The following is a 17,766-nucleotide window of genomic DNA, read 5'->3' on the forward strand; positions in this document are numbered from 1 at the left end:
CGGAGTTGAGGCTAAACCTGGTTCAGCCTAATGATCACCATTGGGAGACATTTTTGGAGATAAGCCTGGCAATAATAACGCTTCGTGGAGATATGCTTTTTTGACAACCTTGTTATAAATGAAATCAGCGTGTTCACTAAAAAATTGAAATTGATCCAATCTACCAAAGGGATTTTTGTTAAGCTGTTTACCTTTATTTTTCAAATCAGAGTAAATGCCATGGGCAGCATGAAAGCAAAGACGATAATATTCTCCTGGTTCGTTCATTTTTATATCTTGTGCTTTCAGTTCTACTTTGCCTACTCCTTTTATATTGAAAAAGCATGTAATTCTTATGGCTTGAAATGGGTCTTCAGGGTTTACTTGTTGGTAATTGTATTGATGGCCATTGTTATTAATACTTCCGGTAAGCATAATTTACTCCTGTAAATGAGAATTTTTTTGCACTTAATTTCTAATTAGACAGTTAGGAAAATAAAAAGTTCAATCTATACGCCGGACACCGCCTGCACAGCATTCGGAATTAACCTGCAAGCTGATCACTGGAGAGGAACGAGCCCCAGCTTTTGATGTCAACAATGGACCTTTCGAACGCTTCAACGAAGATTCGGGTTTACGCATCTCTCTGTACCATACCTGACGACTCATTGTTCGCCTTTTCCCCAACGCTCACGACCACCACTCTTAATGACAGCCGCTTGAGGTGGTTTGAAGCCTGCTTCCGACAGCCGACTTCGGCGGGCCTACCGCCATCTTTCCTACAGCTTCGACACGTCAGGAGAATTATCCTTCAGACTCCATTGGTGTGCTGCGGCACACCGTTCCCACGGTCCTCCGTGGGAATGCATACCAAACCTCACCTTAAATACAAAATCCCGATTAAACCACCACGATTTCGCGCAATAAGAGTTTGTTTCACAGTTGGCAAATCCGGTATCGCAGAACGTGGGAACGATGAGATACCGGAGCCTGCACAATGTGAAACAACCAGTTTCTGCCCTGGAACTTCCTGCCCGCAGGGCTGTCCATTCACATCATGGATCGGTAGTGAAGGTTCGCGCAGTGCCGGTAATAACTCATTAAGAATGGAGTAAGTCAATGAGCGACCCTCTGGCTCCAGGGCCTGTTGGCGCTTCGATTACACCGGATTGGCCTGCAAATGAGCCTGCTAAAACGACACCCCCCAGCTCCGCTATCGCGCTCCCGGAGGCAAGCCCGCAGACACAGTTTCCGCAAAAGCCGCTGTGGCAAAGAAAGATTACTGAACTCCCTCGCGAACTGTTGGCCACGATTTTTGACCACCTTGAATTCGATGATATCCGGCAGGTAAACGCAACCTGTCTTGCATTTCGGGATGTGGTCACACAATACAAATATATTCAGGAACTGTCTTATTTTGCCCGGCTTCCCCGATGTTTCCGGGAACAGTTCCAGCAACATGCCCTTGAGCAGAAAAAATCCTGGTGCTTTCATCCATTTGCCACTCCAGCATCACGCAACAACAGAGGGATATCGTTCAGGGACAGGATAATAAAGAACCTCCCGCAGATGTCCGCACTACTATGCCTTGACACCTTGCGGAGGATGGAATCATGCCCGGCTTACCGCCTGGTGCCGCGACACAAAGTCACTCTCCCGCAGCGTAATCCAAGTGAACGATATAGCCGGATCGAAGCCAGGATTGATTTTTGCCTCAGCCAGTCCAGTCGTCATCTGTTGTTTTATGGCCGTTTTTTGCATGACTCCCGAATTCTGACCAGGGATGACCGGGGACAATGGGCAGAAGAGCACGTCAATTGGTCCGGTAACAGCGGCAGCCGGGTGATTACCGCGGCAAATTTCAGTGCTTGCACGAATCGCTTGTTAACCCGCAGCCGTGAGGGTTATGTGAATACCTTACGGTCTGCTAACAGCGGTTGGGAAGAAGTCGGCAAGAAAATTTTGCCGAACCAGAAGGTCCAATTCAGCCCTTCCGGGAAATATATGGTGACCTGTAATGAGGACCATAAGGTACGCCTCTGGCGCATGAACAAAAATAATAATAATTGGCTGAAAATGAAGGTTTCCGGCCTCTCCCCCGAAAGGTTGATTGGTGAAGTTCAGTTCAGTCCATCGGAGCGGTATCTGTCACTGCACACGCAGGATAAAAGAACCATTTTATCTCTGGATGATTGTGGAGTCTGGTCAGCACAGCATTCAATATTATTTATAGCAGAGGGTTTCGGTTGGAGTTATGACCGCTTCAGCCCAGTGGCAGATCAGCTTCTGGTGTGTATTGATCGCAAACCCTACAAACCCTACAATCCCGGACGGGTTGCCATTCACAGCCCGGATCCATCGGGGAAATGGCAAGAGACGGTGATCTTCCCGACATACTTTCCGCTGCAATTCAGCTCTACCGGTAAATACCTGTTCGCTATATCTGATAAAATTGGTGGTCCGACGCCTTGCGAGGATTTGCTGCTATGGCACAGACCGGAAAATTGGTCTGACTGGTCGCTGAACCCGTGTCTTTCGCCGGAGTTGAGTTCCGCGTCAAGGCTTGAATCAGCCATAAGGCTCAAACATGATGGCGCAGTGCATCAGGCACGATTCAGCCCGTCTGACAGTCACTTGCTGACCACCAGCTATATTGGTGGGGTCGGCACAATCTGTATCTGGGAGAAGAACCAGGCAGGGACATGGTCAATTCAAACCATCACCAGGAAGAACTCCCCAATCATCACCGGCTTTAGCCTGTCGGGCCTTCATGCGCTGATTCACACCTCTCACATGGTAGGAATCCTGGGGCTCAACGATCAAAAGTACTGGTCACTCAAGGGGAAGATCGAGCAAGACGGTATCATCAATGCACGCTTCAATCCCATGTCAGAGCATGAAGTGGTGGTCTTGAGCTATACCGGGGAAGGCGATATGACCAATTTCACTCTACAAGTTTGGGAAATAAGAGACGCTGATACGCCGGATTGAAGACAATGGCCTGCTGTTTTGAACTCGTTCCCACGGTCCTCCGTGGGAATGCATACCAAACCTCACCATAAAGACAAAATCCTGATTAAACCACCACGATTCCGCGCAATAAGAGTTTGTTTCACAGTTGGCAAATCCGGTATCGCAGAACGTGGGAACGATGAGATACCGGAGCCTGCACAATGTGGAACAACCTGTTTCTGCACTGGAACTTCCTGCCCTCAGGGCTGTCCATTAACATCATGAATCGGTAGTGAAGGTTCGCGCAGTGCCGGTAATAACTCATTAAGAATGGAGTAAGTCAATGAGCGACCCTCTGTTTCCAGGGACTGTCGGCGCTTCGATTGCACCGGATTGGCCTGTAAATGAGCCAGCTAAAACGACACCCCCCAGCTCCGCTATTGCGCTCCTGGAGGCAAGCCCGCAGACACAGTTCCCGCAACAATTTCCGCAACAACAGCCGTTGTGGCAAAGAAGGATTACTGAACTCCCCCCCGAACTTTTGGTCATGATTTTTGACCACCTTGAATTCGATGACATCCCGCAAGTTAATGCAACCTGCCAGACTTTCCGGGAAGTGGTGAAAGAGTACAAATATATTCAGGAACTGTCTTATTTTGCCCGACTTCCGCAACGCTTCCGGGAACAGTACCGGAAAATAGCCCCGTGGCAGAAAAAATCCCGGCACTCTCATCCATTTACCATTCCTGCATCACGCAACAACAGAGGGACATCGTTCAGGGACAGGATAATAAAGAACCTCCCGCAGATGTCCGCACTACTATGCCTTGGCACCCTGGGGAGGATGGAATCATGCCCGGCTTACCGCCTGGTTCCGCGACACAAAGTCACTCTCCCCCAGCGTGATCCAGGTGATCCATATAATCAGACCGAAGCCATTCTTGATTTTTGCCTCAGCCAGTCCAGCCGTCATCTGTTGTTTTATGGCCACTGTTTGAATGACCACCGAATTCTGACCAGGGATGACCGGGGACAATGGGCAGAAGAGCACGTCAATTGGCCCGATAACAGCGGCAGCCGGGTGATTACCGCGGCAAATTTCAGTGCTTGCACGAACCGCCTGTTAACCCGCAGCCGTGAAGGTTATGTGAATACCTTACGGTCTGCTAACAGCGGTTGGGAAGAAGTCGGCAAGAAAATTTTGCCGAACCAGAAGGTCCAGTTCAGCCCTTCCGGGAAATATATGGTGACCTGCAATGAGGACAATCAGGTACTCCTCTGGTGCATGGACGAAAATAATAATGATTGGCTGAAAATGAAGGTTTCCGGCCTCTCCCACGAAGGGTTTATTGGTAAAGTTCAGTTCAGTCCATCGGAGCGGTATCTGTCACTGCACACGCTGGATAAAAGAACCATTTTATCTCTGGATGATTGTGGAGTCTGGTCAGCACAGCATTCAATATTGATAGCAGAGGGTTGGGGTTATGCCCGCTTCAGCCCAGTGGCAGATCAGCTTCTGGTGGGTATTGATCGCAATCCCTACAGTCCCGGACGGGTTGCCATTCACAGCCCGGATCCATCGGGGAAATGGCAAGAGACGGTGATCTTCCCGACATTCTTTCCGCTTCAATTCAGCCCTAGCGGTAAATACCTGTTCGCTATATCTGATGCAATTCGTGGTCCGATGCCTTGTGAGGATTTGCTGCTATGGCACAGACCGGAAAATTGGTCTGACTGGTCGCTGAACCCGCGTCTCTCGCCGGAGTTGAGTTCCGCGTCAAGGCTTGAATCAGCAATAAGGCTCAAACACGATGGCGGATTGTATAAGGCGCGATTCAGCCCGTCTGACAGTCACTTGCTGACCACCAGCTATAGTGGGTGCGGCACAATCTGTATCTGGGAGAAGAGTCAGGCAGAGACATGGTCAATTCAAACCATCATCAGAGAGTACACCCCAGTCATCACCGGCTTTAGCCTGTCAGGCCTTCATGCACTGACTCGCAACTCTCACATGTTAGTAATCCTGGGGCTCAACGATCAAAAGCACTGGTCACTCAAGGGGAAGATCGAGCAAAACGCTATCATAAAAGCATGCTTCAATCCCATGTCAGAGCATGAAGTGGTGGTCTTGAGCCGTACCGATGGAGGCGATATGACCAATTTCACTCTACAAGTTTGGGAAATAAGAGACGCTGATACGCCGGATTGAAGACAATGGCCTGCTGTTTTGAACTCGTTCCCACGGTCCTCCGTGGGAATGCATACCAAACCTCACCATAAAGACAAAATCCTGATTAAACCACCACGATTCCGCGCAATAAGAGTTTGTTTCACAGTTGGCAAATCCGGTATCGCAGAACGTGGGAACGATGAGATACCGGAGCCTGCACAATGTGAAACAACCAGTTTCTGCCCTGGAACTTCCTGCCCTCAGGGCTGTCCATTAACATCATGAATCGGTAGTGAAGGTTCGCGCAGTGCCGGTAATAAATCGTTAAGAATGGAGTAAGTCAATGAGCGACCCTCTGTTTCCAGGGACTGTCGGCACTTCGATTGCACCGGACTGGCCTGTAAATGAGCCAGCTAAAACGACACCCCCCAGCTCCGCTATTGCGCTCCCGGAGGCAAGCCCGCAGACACAGTTCCCGCAACAATTTCCGCAAAAACGGCCGTTGTGGCAAAGAAGGATTACTGAACTCCCCCCTGAACTTTTGGTCATGATTTTTGACCACCTTGAATTCGATGACATCCCGCAAGTGAATGCAACCTGCCAGACTTTCCGGGAAGTGGTGAAGGAACACAAATATATTCAGGAACTGTCTTATTTTGCCCGACTTCCGCAACGCTTCCGGGAACAGTACCGGAAAATAGCCCCGTGGCAGAAAAAATCCCGGCACTCTCATCCATTTGCCATTCCTGCATCACGCAACAACAGAGGGACATCGTTCAGGGACAGGATAATAAAGGACCTCCCGCAGATGTCCGCACTACTATGCCTTGGCACCCTGAGGAGGATGGAATCATGCCCGGCTTACCGCCTGGTTCCGCGACACAAAGTCACTCTCCCCCAGCGTGATCCAGATGAACCATATAATCAGACCGAAGCTATTCTTGATTTTTGCCTCAGCCAGTCCAGTCGTCATCTGTTGTTTTATGGCCGTTATTTGAATGACCACCGAATTCTAACCAGGGATGACCGGGGACAATGGGCAGAAGAGCACGTCAATTGGCCCGATAACAGCGGCAGCCGGGTGATTACCGCGGCAAATTTCAGTGCTTGCACGAACCGCCTGTTAACCCGCAGCAGTGAGGGTTATGTGAATACCTTACGGTCTGCTAACAGCTGTTGGGAGGAAGTCGGCAAGGAAACTTTGCCGATCCAGAAGGTCCAATTCAGCCCTTCCGGGAAATATATGGTGACCTGTAATGAGGACGATCAGGTACTCCTCTGGTGCATGGACGAAAATAATAATAATTGGCTGAAAATGAAGGTTTCCGGCCTCTCCCCCGAAGGGTTTATTGGTACAGTTCAGTTCAGTCCATCGGAGCGGTATCTGTCACTGCACACGCTGGATAAAAGAACCATTTTATCTCTGGATGATTGTGGAGTCTGGTCAGCACAGCATTCAATATTAATAGCAGAGGATTGGAGTTATGCCTGCTTCAGCCCAGTGGCAGATCAGCTTCTGGTGGGTATTGATCGCAAACCCTACAGTCCCGGACGGGTCTCAATTCACAGCCCGGATCCATCGGGGAAATGGCAAGAGACGGTGATCTTCCCGACATTCTTTCCGCTGCAATTCAGCTCTAGCGGTCAATACCTGTTCGCTATATCTGATGCAATTCGTGGTCCGATGCCTTGCGAGGATTTGCTGCTATGGCACAGACCGGAAAATTGGTCTGACTGGTCGCCGAACCCGCGTCTCTCACCGGAGTCGAGTTCCGCATCAAGGCTTGAATCAGCAATAAGGCTCAAACACGATGGCGCAGTGTATCAGGCGCGATTCAGCCCGTCTGACAGTCACTTGCTGACCAACAGCTATAGCAGCTGTAGAGGGACCGGTACAATTTGTATCTGGGAGAAGAGCCAGGCAGGGACATGGTCAATTCAAACCCTCATCAGGGAGCACACCCCAGCCACCATCGGCTTTAGCTTGTCAGGCCTTCATGCACTGACTCGCAACTCTCACATGGTAGGAATCCTGGGGCTCAACGATCAAAAGCACTGGTCACTCAAGGGAAAGATCGAGCAAGACGGTATCATAAAAGCATGCTTCAATCCCATGTCAGAGCATGAAGTGGTGGTCTTGAGCTGTACCAGGGAAGACGATATGACCAATTACACTCTACAAGTTTGGGAAATAAGAAATGCTGATACGCCAGATTGAAGACAATGGCCTGCTGTTTTGAACTCGTTCCCAGAGTCCTCCCCGGGAACAAGAAAACGAGTTGGTAGCTCGAATCACTTTCAGAACAGCGCATCTATATGGCTGAGCAGCATTCTGGACTGATCAATCACCCCCAGGGCAGCCCGGGTTTCACCTTGTTGCAAATGCATTATTAACTGCTGCTGATAAGCATGGGACAAGCGTTTATCGATTGCCTGCGAATCTGAAGCGGTGCTTTCAATGGCATTACCTGCGGATTCACGTCTATAAAGCACAGAAAATGCCTCCTGCAGATCAGCATGCATCTGACCCGCACTCTCCCGCAGCGCCAAAGCCTCCTGAACCTTGCCATCGGCCAGCAACTGAAGAACGGTCTCTCGAAACTCTTTACTTAAAGCAATAGTGTCGAAACCAACAGCTGCCTCAGCCTCTCTTCCTGTAGGAACCGGCGGTGTATAAGCAGGCCCTTGCGCAGAACTGGCGCTATACGCTTCGGTCAGTGACATGGCTTCCAGGGTAATCACCCCAAGATCACTGGCCGTCGCCAGCACATCCTTGGTAGCCGGTGGCATAAAGCCCCGGGCCTTTGCATACTCCTTCTCCATATCGACAACCTGAAGCTTATGGTTGCGACCATCGTCACTCATATAAACGACAATGTATTCGACTGGCGTCAGCAGCGGGTCACGATTGTCTACCACAAAGCTGTGATAAAAATACTCCTGACCAAGCAGGCCCGGCTTCTGGTAATGCAAAGCCGTCACTGGCACGGTTTTAACCACCTGGTAATGCTTATCGAGCAGTTGTACTTCCGGCATAAACGCCGAAGCTTCCCGGCCAAATTTCCCACGTTTTATCTGACTGCTGATTTTGAACCGGTAGGCACCATATCCGGGTAGCTGCCAGCCTATAACGGCAGAATCGCTGTTAGTCGTTTTCAGCGTTGCAGACTGTTGCGTCAGCCCAATGGTCTGCTGAATGGCTTCGTCGTATATCCGCAGTGGTTGATATTTCAGGGTCGGTAAAGAGTGGTAAACAGCCACAGGCTCTTTAGTCGTCGGGGCTATCGCAGAATCATGGGTTGCACAGCCAGCCAGTAAGCCAAGTGCCAGGCAGAGCGCTGTTTTTTTCATCGGACTACTCAACGGGATAAATCAATTGTCTGCAATTCTAGCGGTATTCATCAGAGCGCGAGTCTGTAAACGATTACAGACTCAGGCATAGTACATGGTTTCAGTGGGTTTGACGGGTTGTCGTGTCTCCGCACTCCGTTCGTCCTGAGTGCTGAGCTTGACGAAGCATCGAAGGACCCATAGGGCCTAAAGGCGGAAACTACGGACTCTGATAGATCGTGCCAAGCACCCTTCGTCCGTGCATCCTGAGCGGAGCCGAAGGACGCTCAGGGTGAACGGAGATTGTACACGTCAAACTCATTGAAACCATGTACTAGTGCAACTAAGCGTTGATACCAATACCGTTCGTGCTGAGCTTGTCGAAGTACGGTGGCACCATCCTTCGACAAGCCTCAGGATGAACGGGGTGCATGGGTATTAACACTTTTTTGCACCAGGAGGCTGACCGGCAACAGGTTACCGATGGTCAGACGCTATTTCGCCTTACGACAGCCACTCAGGTTGGCAAAGAACTGCTGATTCTCTTTGCTGGCCAGCATTGCAGAAATACTCTGAGGCAGACGACGACGCCAGTTTGGATATTCACTACAGGTGCCAGGTACATTCACCGGAGAGTCAATCATCATGACATCTTCCAGCTGGAAGCCAGCTATTTGCGAAGCCGACAAAGCCAGGTAATAGCTGAATCTCTCCATGATGGTACGACTGAATGCCGGTGCCGTGCTTGCCTGAAGGTCAACGCCTTCTGGTAATTCACCGAGGTCAGCCAGGGTATTCAGTACTGCCTTACGGGTCTGTTCACGGGCATCGTGGTCAGCGGCGGCACGCTCTTCGGAGAAAAAGCCCAGGGATTCCATCAGGTCGATGTCTTTGCCATCCCACCAGCCTTTCATGGTGGGAGTGTCATGGCATACCAGCATCGCCAGGGCTTTTTCACGGTACTTGTCGGGTGCCGTATAACGATCCTTATCCTGCTGGAAGATCCCCATCACACTGCCGTACATTCTTGCCGGAGGCAGACTGTCGGTGATTTCCTGAGGAACCACACCCAGGTCTTCACCAAACACCAGACACTGTTGGCGATGACTTTCCAGTTTGATAATACCCAGCAAATCCTGCAGCGGATAATGGACGTAACAGCCATAACGGGCACCTTTGTTGTCCGTGTTGCCGTTCGGGCACCACCACAGACGGAACAGCCCCATGGCATGATCAATACGCAACGCACCGCAGTTACGCATATTGTTCCGGATCAGCTCAACGAAAGGCTGATAACGTTCCTCTTTCAAGACCACCGGGTTGAACGGTGGCAGACCCCAGTCCTGACCCATCGGCCCCAAACCATCGGGTGGCGCACCGGTGCTGGCTTCGAGAACGAATAAATTACGATCCGTCCAGACATCGGCACCGTTGCTGTCTACACCCACCGCCAGGTCACGGTAGAGGCCAACCATCATACCGGCGTCTTTGGCTTTTTCCTGGGCTGCGTGCAGCTGTTCATCCATCTGCCACTGCAGGTATTTAAAGAACGTAATCCGTGCCTGATTTGTCCTGGCAAAAGCCCTGACCTCTTTACTGTCTGGCGTCTGGTACGCTTCTGGCCAGCAGCGCCATCCCCAGCTATTAATATCGGTTTTCCGGAAATGCTCATACAGTGCTTCATACAGGGCAAACTGATCTAACCGCGCGCCCCTTGACTGACAGAAAGCCGTGAACGCCTGATCCCGGTCTGTTCCCTTGCCCAGATGCTGTTCGGCAAACTCATTAAACAACAGTTCCAATACCGACATTTTCAATGGTGCAACCTTGTCGTATTCCACAAGGTCGGTGCTGCGTAATTGATCAATCAATCCCTGGTGGTGTGCAACAATCTCCCGGGCTGATGCACTGTCTGCGTACTCCGCCACTTGTTCAGGATCAATGTACAGCACATTATCAAACAGACGGGTCGATGGGCTGTAAGGCGAACAGTGCAGTGGATTGGACGGGTACAGGGCATGCACCGGATTCAGGCCAACAAAATCAGCCCCCTGCTCACCCATACCTGCAGCCAGCGCACCCAGGTCGGTGAGATCACCCATCCCCCAGTTACGCTCAGAGCGAACGGTATACAGCTGAATACCGGAACCCCAGATTTTAGCGCCCTGTTTCATGGCTTCCGGCTCATAACAAACGTCCGGCACCACAATCAATCCGGCTTCTGCCGTGAACGCTTTCTCCTGAACCGCCATCGTGTGATAACCAAGTGGCAGGTATTCAGGTACTGAAACCTCAAGGGCAATATACTCTTTGCGCTCCAGCTTCACGGTTTCGGACACAACAGCCGTGGTCAGATCGGCATGATGGGTAACCTGGTCACCGTTTTCCAGAGTTATCTGCACTGCAACAGACGATGGACGTTTACTCCTGGAGCAACGCAGTACGAAAGAGAAGCTTTGCCCCTGATGCACAACCGTCACTGGTGATAAAGGAGATTGCCACAGCTTTAACTGTTCAGTGGCTATCGCCTGTTTCAGCGCCACATTACTGCTAGCGTCAAAACCCATGGCAGCCAGCAGGGGAATTTTGTTCTCAGTGTTAATAGCTACCGGAGTACCATCCCAGTCCTTATAGCCGCTGGCCATGCCACACAGGTCACCCAGACTGTCGATTAATTGGTGGTCAAGCATTGAGTTTCTTCATAAGTAGACCGGCAACCAGGGAGGCTGCCGGAGATTGCACAAAATTTGTCGTATGGAATACGGGTTGTTCCAACGGTCTTCCACGGGAGCAATCAGCTGTCAGCAATATCAGTCAAATACTGGTGACCTGGTTCGTGAAAACGCGACACCGCTGGCATCAAACAGATGACAGTTTTCCGCCGGAACACCCACATGGAATTCAGCACCAGGCTGACGACGCAGGGAGTCTTCCACCCGGGCAATAAACGCTTCGTGAATATCCGGATGGTTCAGGTAGATAAATGACTCATTACCCAGGCGCTCAATGGTTTCGATAGTGCCGGTAATGCAGTTTTCTGCGCCATCCGCCTCTTCATGATTCAGCACATCCTGTGGCCGAATCCCCAGCGTTACCTTATCACCAGATTTGGCATTGCGGGTGTCGTTGCAAACACGCAACTCAGTACCACACTCCAGCTTAACTCTAGTCTCTTTCTGACCGGGCTCCACTATCGTGGCACGGAAGAAATTCATCTTCGGTGAACCGATAAAGCTGGCCACAAACAGGTTGCACGGGTTGTGATAAAGTTCCAGCGGTGCCCCCACCTGCTCCAGATTGCTTTCGGCACCGTCTGCCAATGGGCTGAGTACCACGATACGATCGGCCAGCGTCATGGCCTCTACCTGGTCGTGGGTTACATAGATGGCCGTTGTCTTCAGTTTATTATGCAGACGGGACAACTCCTGACGCATCTGTACCCGCAGGGAAACATCCAGGTTGGACAGCGGCTCATCAAACAGAAACAGCCTCGGTTCCTGCACAATGGAGCGACCAATCGCCACCCGCTGGCGCTGACCACCTGACATCGCTTTTGGCTTACGATCCAACAGCTTTTCCAGCTGCAAAATTCTGGCTGCTTCATCCACACGACGATTGATCTCGGCCTTGTCCGCTTTTGCCAGCTTCAGGCCAAACTCCATATTTTCCCGCACCGTCATATGGGGATAGAGGGCATAAGACTGGAACACCATACCAACACGACGCTCGTTGGGCGGCATATCGTTGGATCGCTCACCGTCCAGCTCTAACAAACCGCCGGAAATGTCTTCCAGGCCACAGATCATCCGCAACAACGTGGACTTACCGCAACCGGAAGGGCCAACGAAGGCGACAAATTCACCATCTTCAATGTGCAGATTGATGTTCTTCAGAACAAATGTCTTGCCACCGTCGTAGCTTTTGTCCAGTTGGGTCAGCTTTACTTCAGCCATTGTCTTTCTCTTGTCTAAACCTTTATAAACGGTAAATCCGTTAACCTTTCACACCACCTGCCGTCAGACCATTGACCAGATAACGCTGGGCCATCAGGAAGACGACAGTAATGGGCATGCCGGTCAAAATTGCGGCAGCGGCAAAATCACCCCAGAGGTAGTTCTGGGCATAGAGGAACTGTTTCATACCCACGGCCAGAGTCAGCTGTTCAACGCCCTGGAGCAGGACAGACGCAATCGGGTACTCACCAATCACCCCAATAAACGACAGTACAAATACAACCGCGAGAATAGGTACAGACAGTGGCAGCAGAATATGCCTGAATGCCTGCCAGGGGGTGGCTCCGTCGATATAGGCAGACTCTTCCAGAGCCACATCAATGCTTTCGAAATAACCTTTAATCAGCCAGATGTGCATGGTGATACCGCCCAGATAGGACATCACCAGGGCACTGTGAGTATTCAACCCCAGCCATGGCACCACACCGCCCAACTTATTAAAGAAGGCATGGAAAGCCACCAGGGCCAGCACCGCCGGGAACATCTGCAGAATCATCATGCTGGTGAGCAAGTGGTTCTTGAAACGGAAACGCAGCCGGGCAAACGCATAAGCACCGGTGGTGGACAGCATCAGGATCAGCGCCGAGGTGGTAAAGCTCACTTTCAGGGAGTTCCACAGCCAGGTCAGTACCGGGAAAGTGGGCTTAATCACCGTGCCATCGGCAGTGGTGTACTCAAAACCCAACACCATTGCCCAGTGTTCCAGGCTGGGATTATCCGGAATCAAACTGCCGGTCGCGAAGTTACCGGTCCGGAATGACACCGAAATAATCATCAAAAATGGAAACATCACCAGACAAAGCAGCAGAATCATCACGATCCGGGCTGCCCATACCCGATAGTGCAGGTTTCGTGGTTGTACCATCGCCATGATCAATACTCCTGTGAACTGCGGGTGGCCCTGAGGTTAACCCAGGAGATAAATCCGACGATCAGGAAGATCATCGTGGCAATAGCAGACGCCAGACCAAAGTCCTGACCCGCGACAAATGCCGTACGGAAGGTGAAGTTCACCAGCAAATCCGTGAAGCCTGCTTCCGTTGTCGTTCCGGCCATCATCGGGCCGCCCGCTGTCAACAGGTCAATCAGCACGAAGTTATTGAAGTTAAAGGCAAAGCTGGCAATCAGAATCGGTGCCAGCGGTTTGGCAATATTGGGCAGTGTTATATACAACAGGTTATGGATCGGGTTGGCACCATCAATGGCAGACGCTTCATAGAGATCGTCCGGAATCGCTTTCAGCAGACCCATACAGACGATCATCATATAGGGGTAACCCAGCCAGGTGTTGACGATCAGAATCATGGTTCTGGCAAAAGTCGGATCGGTCATCCACTCAGGACTGATGCCAAACAGCCCTTCCAGGATCATATTGATCTCACCGAAGTTCTGGTTAAACAAGCCCTTGAAAATCAGAATGGAAATAAACGCTGGCACGGCATAAGGAAGGATCAGCAGCACCCGGTAAATCGCCCGCTCTTTCAGTGGTTCCCACTGCATCAGGTTAGCCAGCAACAGACCAATCACCAGACAGAACAGAACACTGCCCGCAGAAAAGACAACGGTCCAGACAAAAATCTTGAAAAACGGCTCACGAATACCTTTGTCATTAACCAGACGTTCGTAGTTTTCTCCACCCACATACACAGAGAAACCGGGGGCAACCCGCTCACCACTGTCGGTCACATAGAACCCCGTGGTCATATCCGGGCGTATGACTTTACCGGTCTTAATCTCAACCAGACTGTCGTTTTTCTCTTCCCGATACTGTGGTGCCATGGCAGAAAACTCACGCAGGGACGACATCACCAGACGAGTATCGTCTGCCAGAGTAACAGCCACTGATCCCAGCGCCGAGCGCTGCCGGACCACCTCCCGCATGGACAGTTTGTCACCCTCTGCATCAGCTCCAGAGCGAGCATTAACCTCTACCGGATCACCATTCAGTACGAAAGCGTCGGAGGTATAAATACTATCTTTGTCGTTTTTATCAGTCAGCTGTAACTGAAACTGATCGTTTTGCTGAAAAAGCGCCAGTGTGTAGGTGTGTTCGCCGTTCTTTACCTGCTTGTTCAGGTGAATCTCTTTGACCCGCTCAAGACTCAGAATATTGGCAGAGCCGTAATTGGTGAACGAAATACTAAAGGTGTACACCAGCGGAAAAACGATAAACATCATAATGCCCAGCAAACATGGGTACACGTAGCGATAGCTGTAACCACGCTTGCTGGTAAAAATCCATGTGCCCAGGCTGCCCAGAACCAGCAGGGTTAATGGGAAAAGCACTTCACCCTGGAAATAGAGCAGGGCAATGACGTAAAGCAGGGCTAGATCAATCAGGGCAACGAGCGCCCACTTTGGCCCGTTGCCAGACAACAATGATCTGACATTGGCGGGAATGGTCATGGTGTTTGTCTCTCCGGGAGGGTTTTGAGCCGATCGTCAAAACGACGATCGGCAGATGTAACGGGTCACGTCAATGTAAGCCTGCGCTACACCCCGTTTCGCAGTGTTTAGTTGGCAATCAGCTTGGCAGCGTTGTTCAGTGCCACTTCAACGGTTTCCTGACCGGTGGTGATATTGGTCAGGGCAGTCTGGGTAGCCGACCAGAACTTGCCCATTTCCGGAACGTTAGGCATCAGCAGACCATTCATGACGTTCTGGTAAGTGGCTTCGATGCGTGGGTCCGCCGCCAGCTTCTTCATGTACGCCTTGTGAGCAACGGCACCCAGTGGCTTGTCGTTGTTCAGCGTGGTCAGGCCTTCTTCGGTGAGGACATAGTTCTCGATAAACTCTTTAGCCAAACCCTGGTTTGGCGAAGCGTTGTTCAGAGCAGCGGCCCAGACGCCAACAAACGCACGGGATGGACTACCGTCGATAGAAGGCAGTGGCGCAACACCGTAGTTGATCTTGCTCTTTTCCAGGTTGGCCCAGGCCCATGGACCGGAGATCATCATCGCCACTTCACCCTTGTTGAAGCTGGCTTCCATCACACCGTAGTCAACACCCCGTGGCATCACGCCCTCGTCGATGATTTTCGCCAGCATCTTGCCACCTTTGATGGCACCGGCGCTGTTTACACCGATATCAGAAACGTCATAGCCAGCAGGTACTTCCCTGAAGACATAACCACCGTTGGAGGCCAGCATCGGCGTAGTGAAGTAAGGCTGAACCTGGTCCCACATAATGGTGGTGATATCTTTCTTATCCAGCTCTTTTTTCAGTGCGAACATCTCTTCATAAGAGGCAGGTGCCGTTTTGATGATGTCCTTGTTGTAAATCAAGCCGATGGCTTCCATGGCTACCGGATAGCCGTATACGTTGCCATTGTGAGACGTGGCCTGCCAGCCTTTGGCTTCGATATCCGCCTTGACACTGTCAGAAGGCTTAACAGGTGCCAGCAGACCGGATTCAGCCCACTCACCGAAACGATCGTGTGCCCACATCACAATATCCGGACCTTTGCCGGTAGCAGCAGCCTGCTGGAAACGGTCGGTCAGATTCTCGGGAATCTCAACCTTTACCTTAACGCCCAGCTCTTCTTCAAAACGCTTACCTACAACTTCCATACCGTTATAGGCTTTGTCACCACCAATCCACACAACCAGCTCGTCGTCAGAGAATGCCATGGCTGTGTTGGCCCCCATGGAGATAGCCAGCGCAGAAGCAATCGCTGCGGCAACCGTTTTTTTCATCATCTCTCTACCTACTTCTGTATTTCCCTGAAGCCCTCAGGGTGATCATTGAAATTTTCAGCCTGTTGTCGTTTAGATCGGAGTGAACACTAGCATTCAAATTCGCACTGTCGAGACAAGAGACCTGAAAAGCGGGCGTTATCATCAATGAATTGGTATCTGAAAGAAATCGTAAAACGTTTACAGAATGCCTACTTTCTGGGGTAATCCGTGAGTATTTGATACAAATCAACCTATTTTGTGCATTTTCAGGAAAATGACGGGCTAGCACACCATTTCAATATGTTTGATGTGTGCAATCTCCGTTCAGGACGAACGATATGGGTAACAACGCTTAGCTGCTTTAGTACTGCCTTTCACCACCCCTATCAGGAATACACCGACTCGTAAAAATTGCCCAAAATCTGCATGATCGTCCATTGTCTTTCCTTCAAACCGATCACATGTTCCTCCTGATTATTGACCGTTAAGACATTTATTCCCTGGAAACAGAAAAACACCCATCTCGCCGTTGGGTTCTGGCAGGGCTTCTTTTTCTGGTTTGGAAATACTCGGCTCTGTTTCTTCAGCTCGTGCCTTATTTTGTGCTGGATAGCAGCATAGACCATCAGGCACAGTGTCATCACCATTAACAGAGCTTCAATGCGCTCAGCTTTCTTCAGATAGAGTGAAGAGACCAGAAAGTCCGGGCTTTTCAGGAATCGAAAGCCGCCCTCAACCTGTTGTTGTGACTTGTAGGTAGACAATAGCTCCGTCGCACTCATGCAATTCTGATCCAATTCATTGGTGCCCAGGATAAAGCAACCCAGTGAGGCCTGTGCATTCTCCCTTTTCTGACAGGGAACAAAGCATTCAGCCTGCACAAAGTACTCGAAGTGATCAGGCTTGCTATCCGGCGATGGCCGTCCCCTGCCCGAATAACAGGGTTTACCGGTAACCTCAGGCTCCGTTGCACTCTGGCAGAGTTTCGATTGTTTCTGCCATAAGGCAAAAGCCTTCAATGCATCGTCCCGACACAGAAAGGCCTTTTTTCCCAGCTTTTCCAGATCACGGGCTTCTTTCAGTGACTGCTTCTGCATCTTTCGGGTCAGTGTTTTCTGTTCAACCAGCCTGCGCTTTTTGTTGAGAAACAAGAACCATCGTTGTTTAACATCTCCATAGCAGGAAGGCACTTCAGCAGAGTAATAATCTTCATAGCCTTCAACCGGCTCCAATGACATGGCTGGCGCTTTGCCGACCAGCTCCTTTGCACCCTTGATATTCAGGGGCACACGGGAGATAAACAGCTGCTTTTGCTCGTCAAGCAACTGAAGGGTTTCAGCAACGTACATGGCGGCATCAGCGACCAGATAGCGGCTATTCAAAGTCTCCTTGAAACACGACAGATGATTTTTGATAATTTCCTGAAAACAAGTTTTGTCGTTTACATTACCGCTCGCAGGTGCCATAAACACTGGAATACCTGCCTCATTTTCGGTCATTAACTGCAAGACCACCTGATTCAGGTCAGGTCGGTGGTCACGGCTGTAACCGCGGCAGATATGGATACAATTCAAGTCATCAGGATTTTCATGACTGTTATAGATTCCATCCACATGAAAGCTGGTGCCATCCAGATTCAATGCCT

11 protein-coding genes are annotated in these 17,766 nt (G+C 50.6%); 3 read left to right on the plus strand and 8 right to left on the minus strand.

Features of this window, described 5'->3' with window-relative positions; genetic code table 11:
• Positions 1–27: 27 nt before the first annotated feature.
• Positions 28–414, minus strand: coding sequence for a hypothetical protein (locus ACO6UY_RS13130; protein WP_422447514.1), 387 nt, complete (start codon positions 412–414; stop codon positions 28–30).
• A 684-nt stretch (positions 415–1,098) separates the two neighbouring features.
• Here ACO6UY_RS13130 and ACO6UY_RS13135 point away from each other — a divergent pair.
• The 3 genes from ACO6UY_RS13135 (at position 1,099) to ACO6UY_RS13145 (ending at position 7,319) form a co-directional block, all read left to right on the plus strand.
• Entirely contained in the window at positions 1,099–2,970 is a 1,872-nt protein-coding gene (locus ACO6UY_RS13135) for an F-box/WD repeat-containing protein (protein WP_422461434.1), read from the plus strand.
• A gap of 304 nt (positions 2,971–3,274) precedes the next feature.
• Positions 3,275–5,140, plus strand: a complete 1,866-nt coding sequence (locus ACO6UY_RS13140) for an F-box/WD repeat-containing protein (protein ID WP_422490175.1) — start codon at positions 3,275–3,277, stop codon at positions 5,138–5,140.
• Positions 5,141–5,444: 304 nt separating this feature from the next.
• The gene (locus ACO6UY_RS13145) at positions 5,445–7,319 is read left to right on the plus strand and encodes an F-box/WD repeat-containing protein (RefSeq protein WP_422466054.1); all 1,875 of its coding nucleotides are present in this window, start codon (positions 5,445–5,447) and stop codon (positions 7,317–7,319) included.
• A gap of 80 nt (positions 7,320–7,399) precedes the next feature.
• Here the strand turns inward: ACO6UY_RS13145 and ACO6UY_RS13150 are convergent, their stop codons facing one another.
• The 7 genes from ACO6UY_RS13150 to ACO6UY_RS13180 form a co-directional block, all read right to left on the minus strand.
• A complete protein-coding gene (locus ACO6UY_RS13150) occupies positions 7,400–8,452 on the minus strand; it encodes a MalM family protein (protein ID WP_422447522.1) in 1,053 nt (350 codons plus the stop codon).
• A 473-nt stretch (positions 8,453–8,925) separates the two neighbouring features.
• A complete protein-coding gene (gene malQ, locus ACO6UY_RS13155) occupies positions 8,926–11,121 on the minus strand; it encodes a 4-alpha-glucanotransferase (RefSeq protein ID WP_422490177.1) in 2,196 nt (731 codons plus the stop codon).
• A 120-nt stretch (positions 11,122–11,241) separates the two neighbouring features.
• Positions 11,242–12,384, minus strand: a complete 1,143-nt coding sequence (locus tag ACO6UY_RS13160) for an ABC transporter ATP-binding protein (protein WP_422447526.1) — start codon at positions 12,382–12,384, stop codon at positions 11,242–11,244.
• A gap of 40 nt (positions 12,385–12,424) precedes the next feature.
• Positions 12,425–13,315, minus strand: coding sequence for a maltose ABC transporter permease MalG (gene malG, locus ACO6UY_RS13165; protein ID WP_422447528.1), 891 nt, complete (start codon positions 13,313–13,315; stop codon positions 12,425–12,427).
• A gap of 2 nt (positions 13,316–13,317) precedes the next feature.
• Positions 13,318–14,850 carry a maltose ABC transporter permease MalF gene (gene malF / locus ACO6UY_RS13170; protein ID WP_422447530.1) on the minus strand — a complete coding sequence of 511 codons (1,533 nt, stop codon included), beginning with the start codon at positions 14,848–14,850 and terminating at the stop codon, positions 13,318–13,320.
• A 107-nt stretch (positions 14,851–14,957) separates the two neighbouring features.
• Positions 14,958–16,142, minus strand: coding sequence for a maltose/maltodextrin ABC transporter substrate-binding protein MalE (malE, locus tag ACO6UY_RS13175; RefSeq protein ID WP_422447532.1), 1,185 nt, complete (start codon positions 16,140–16,142; stop codon positions 14,958–14,960).
• Between the two features lie 365 nt (positions 16,143–16,507).
• The coding region (locus ACO6UY_RS13180) for an IS1634 family transposase (RefSeq protein WP_422490179.1) at positions 16,508–17,766 on the minus strand (1,259 nt) is incomplete at its 5' end.

Origin of the sequence: Endozoicomonas sp. ALE010, from assembly GCF_049310165.1 — a bacterium.
Classification (GTDB): domain Bacteria; phylum Pseudomonadota; class Gammaproteobacteria; order Pseudomonadales; family Endozoicomonadaceae; genus Endozoicomonas.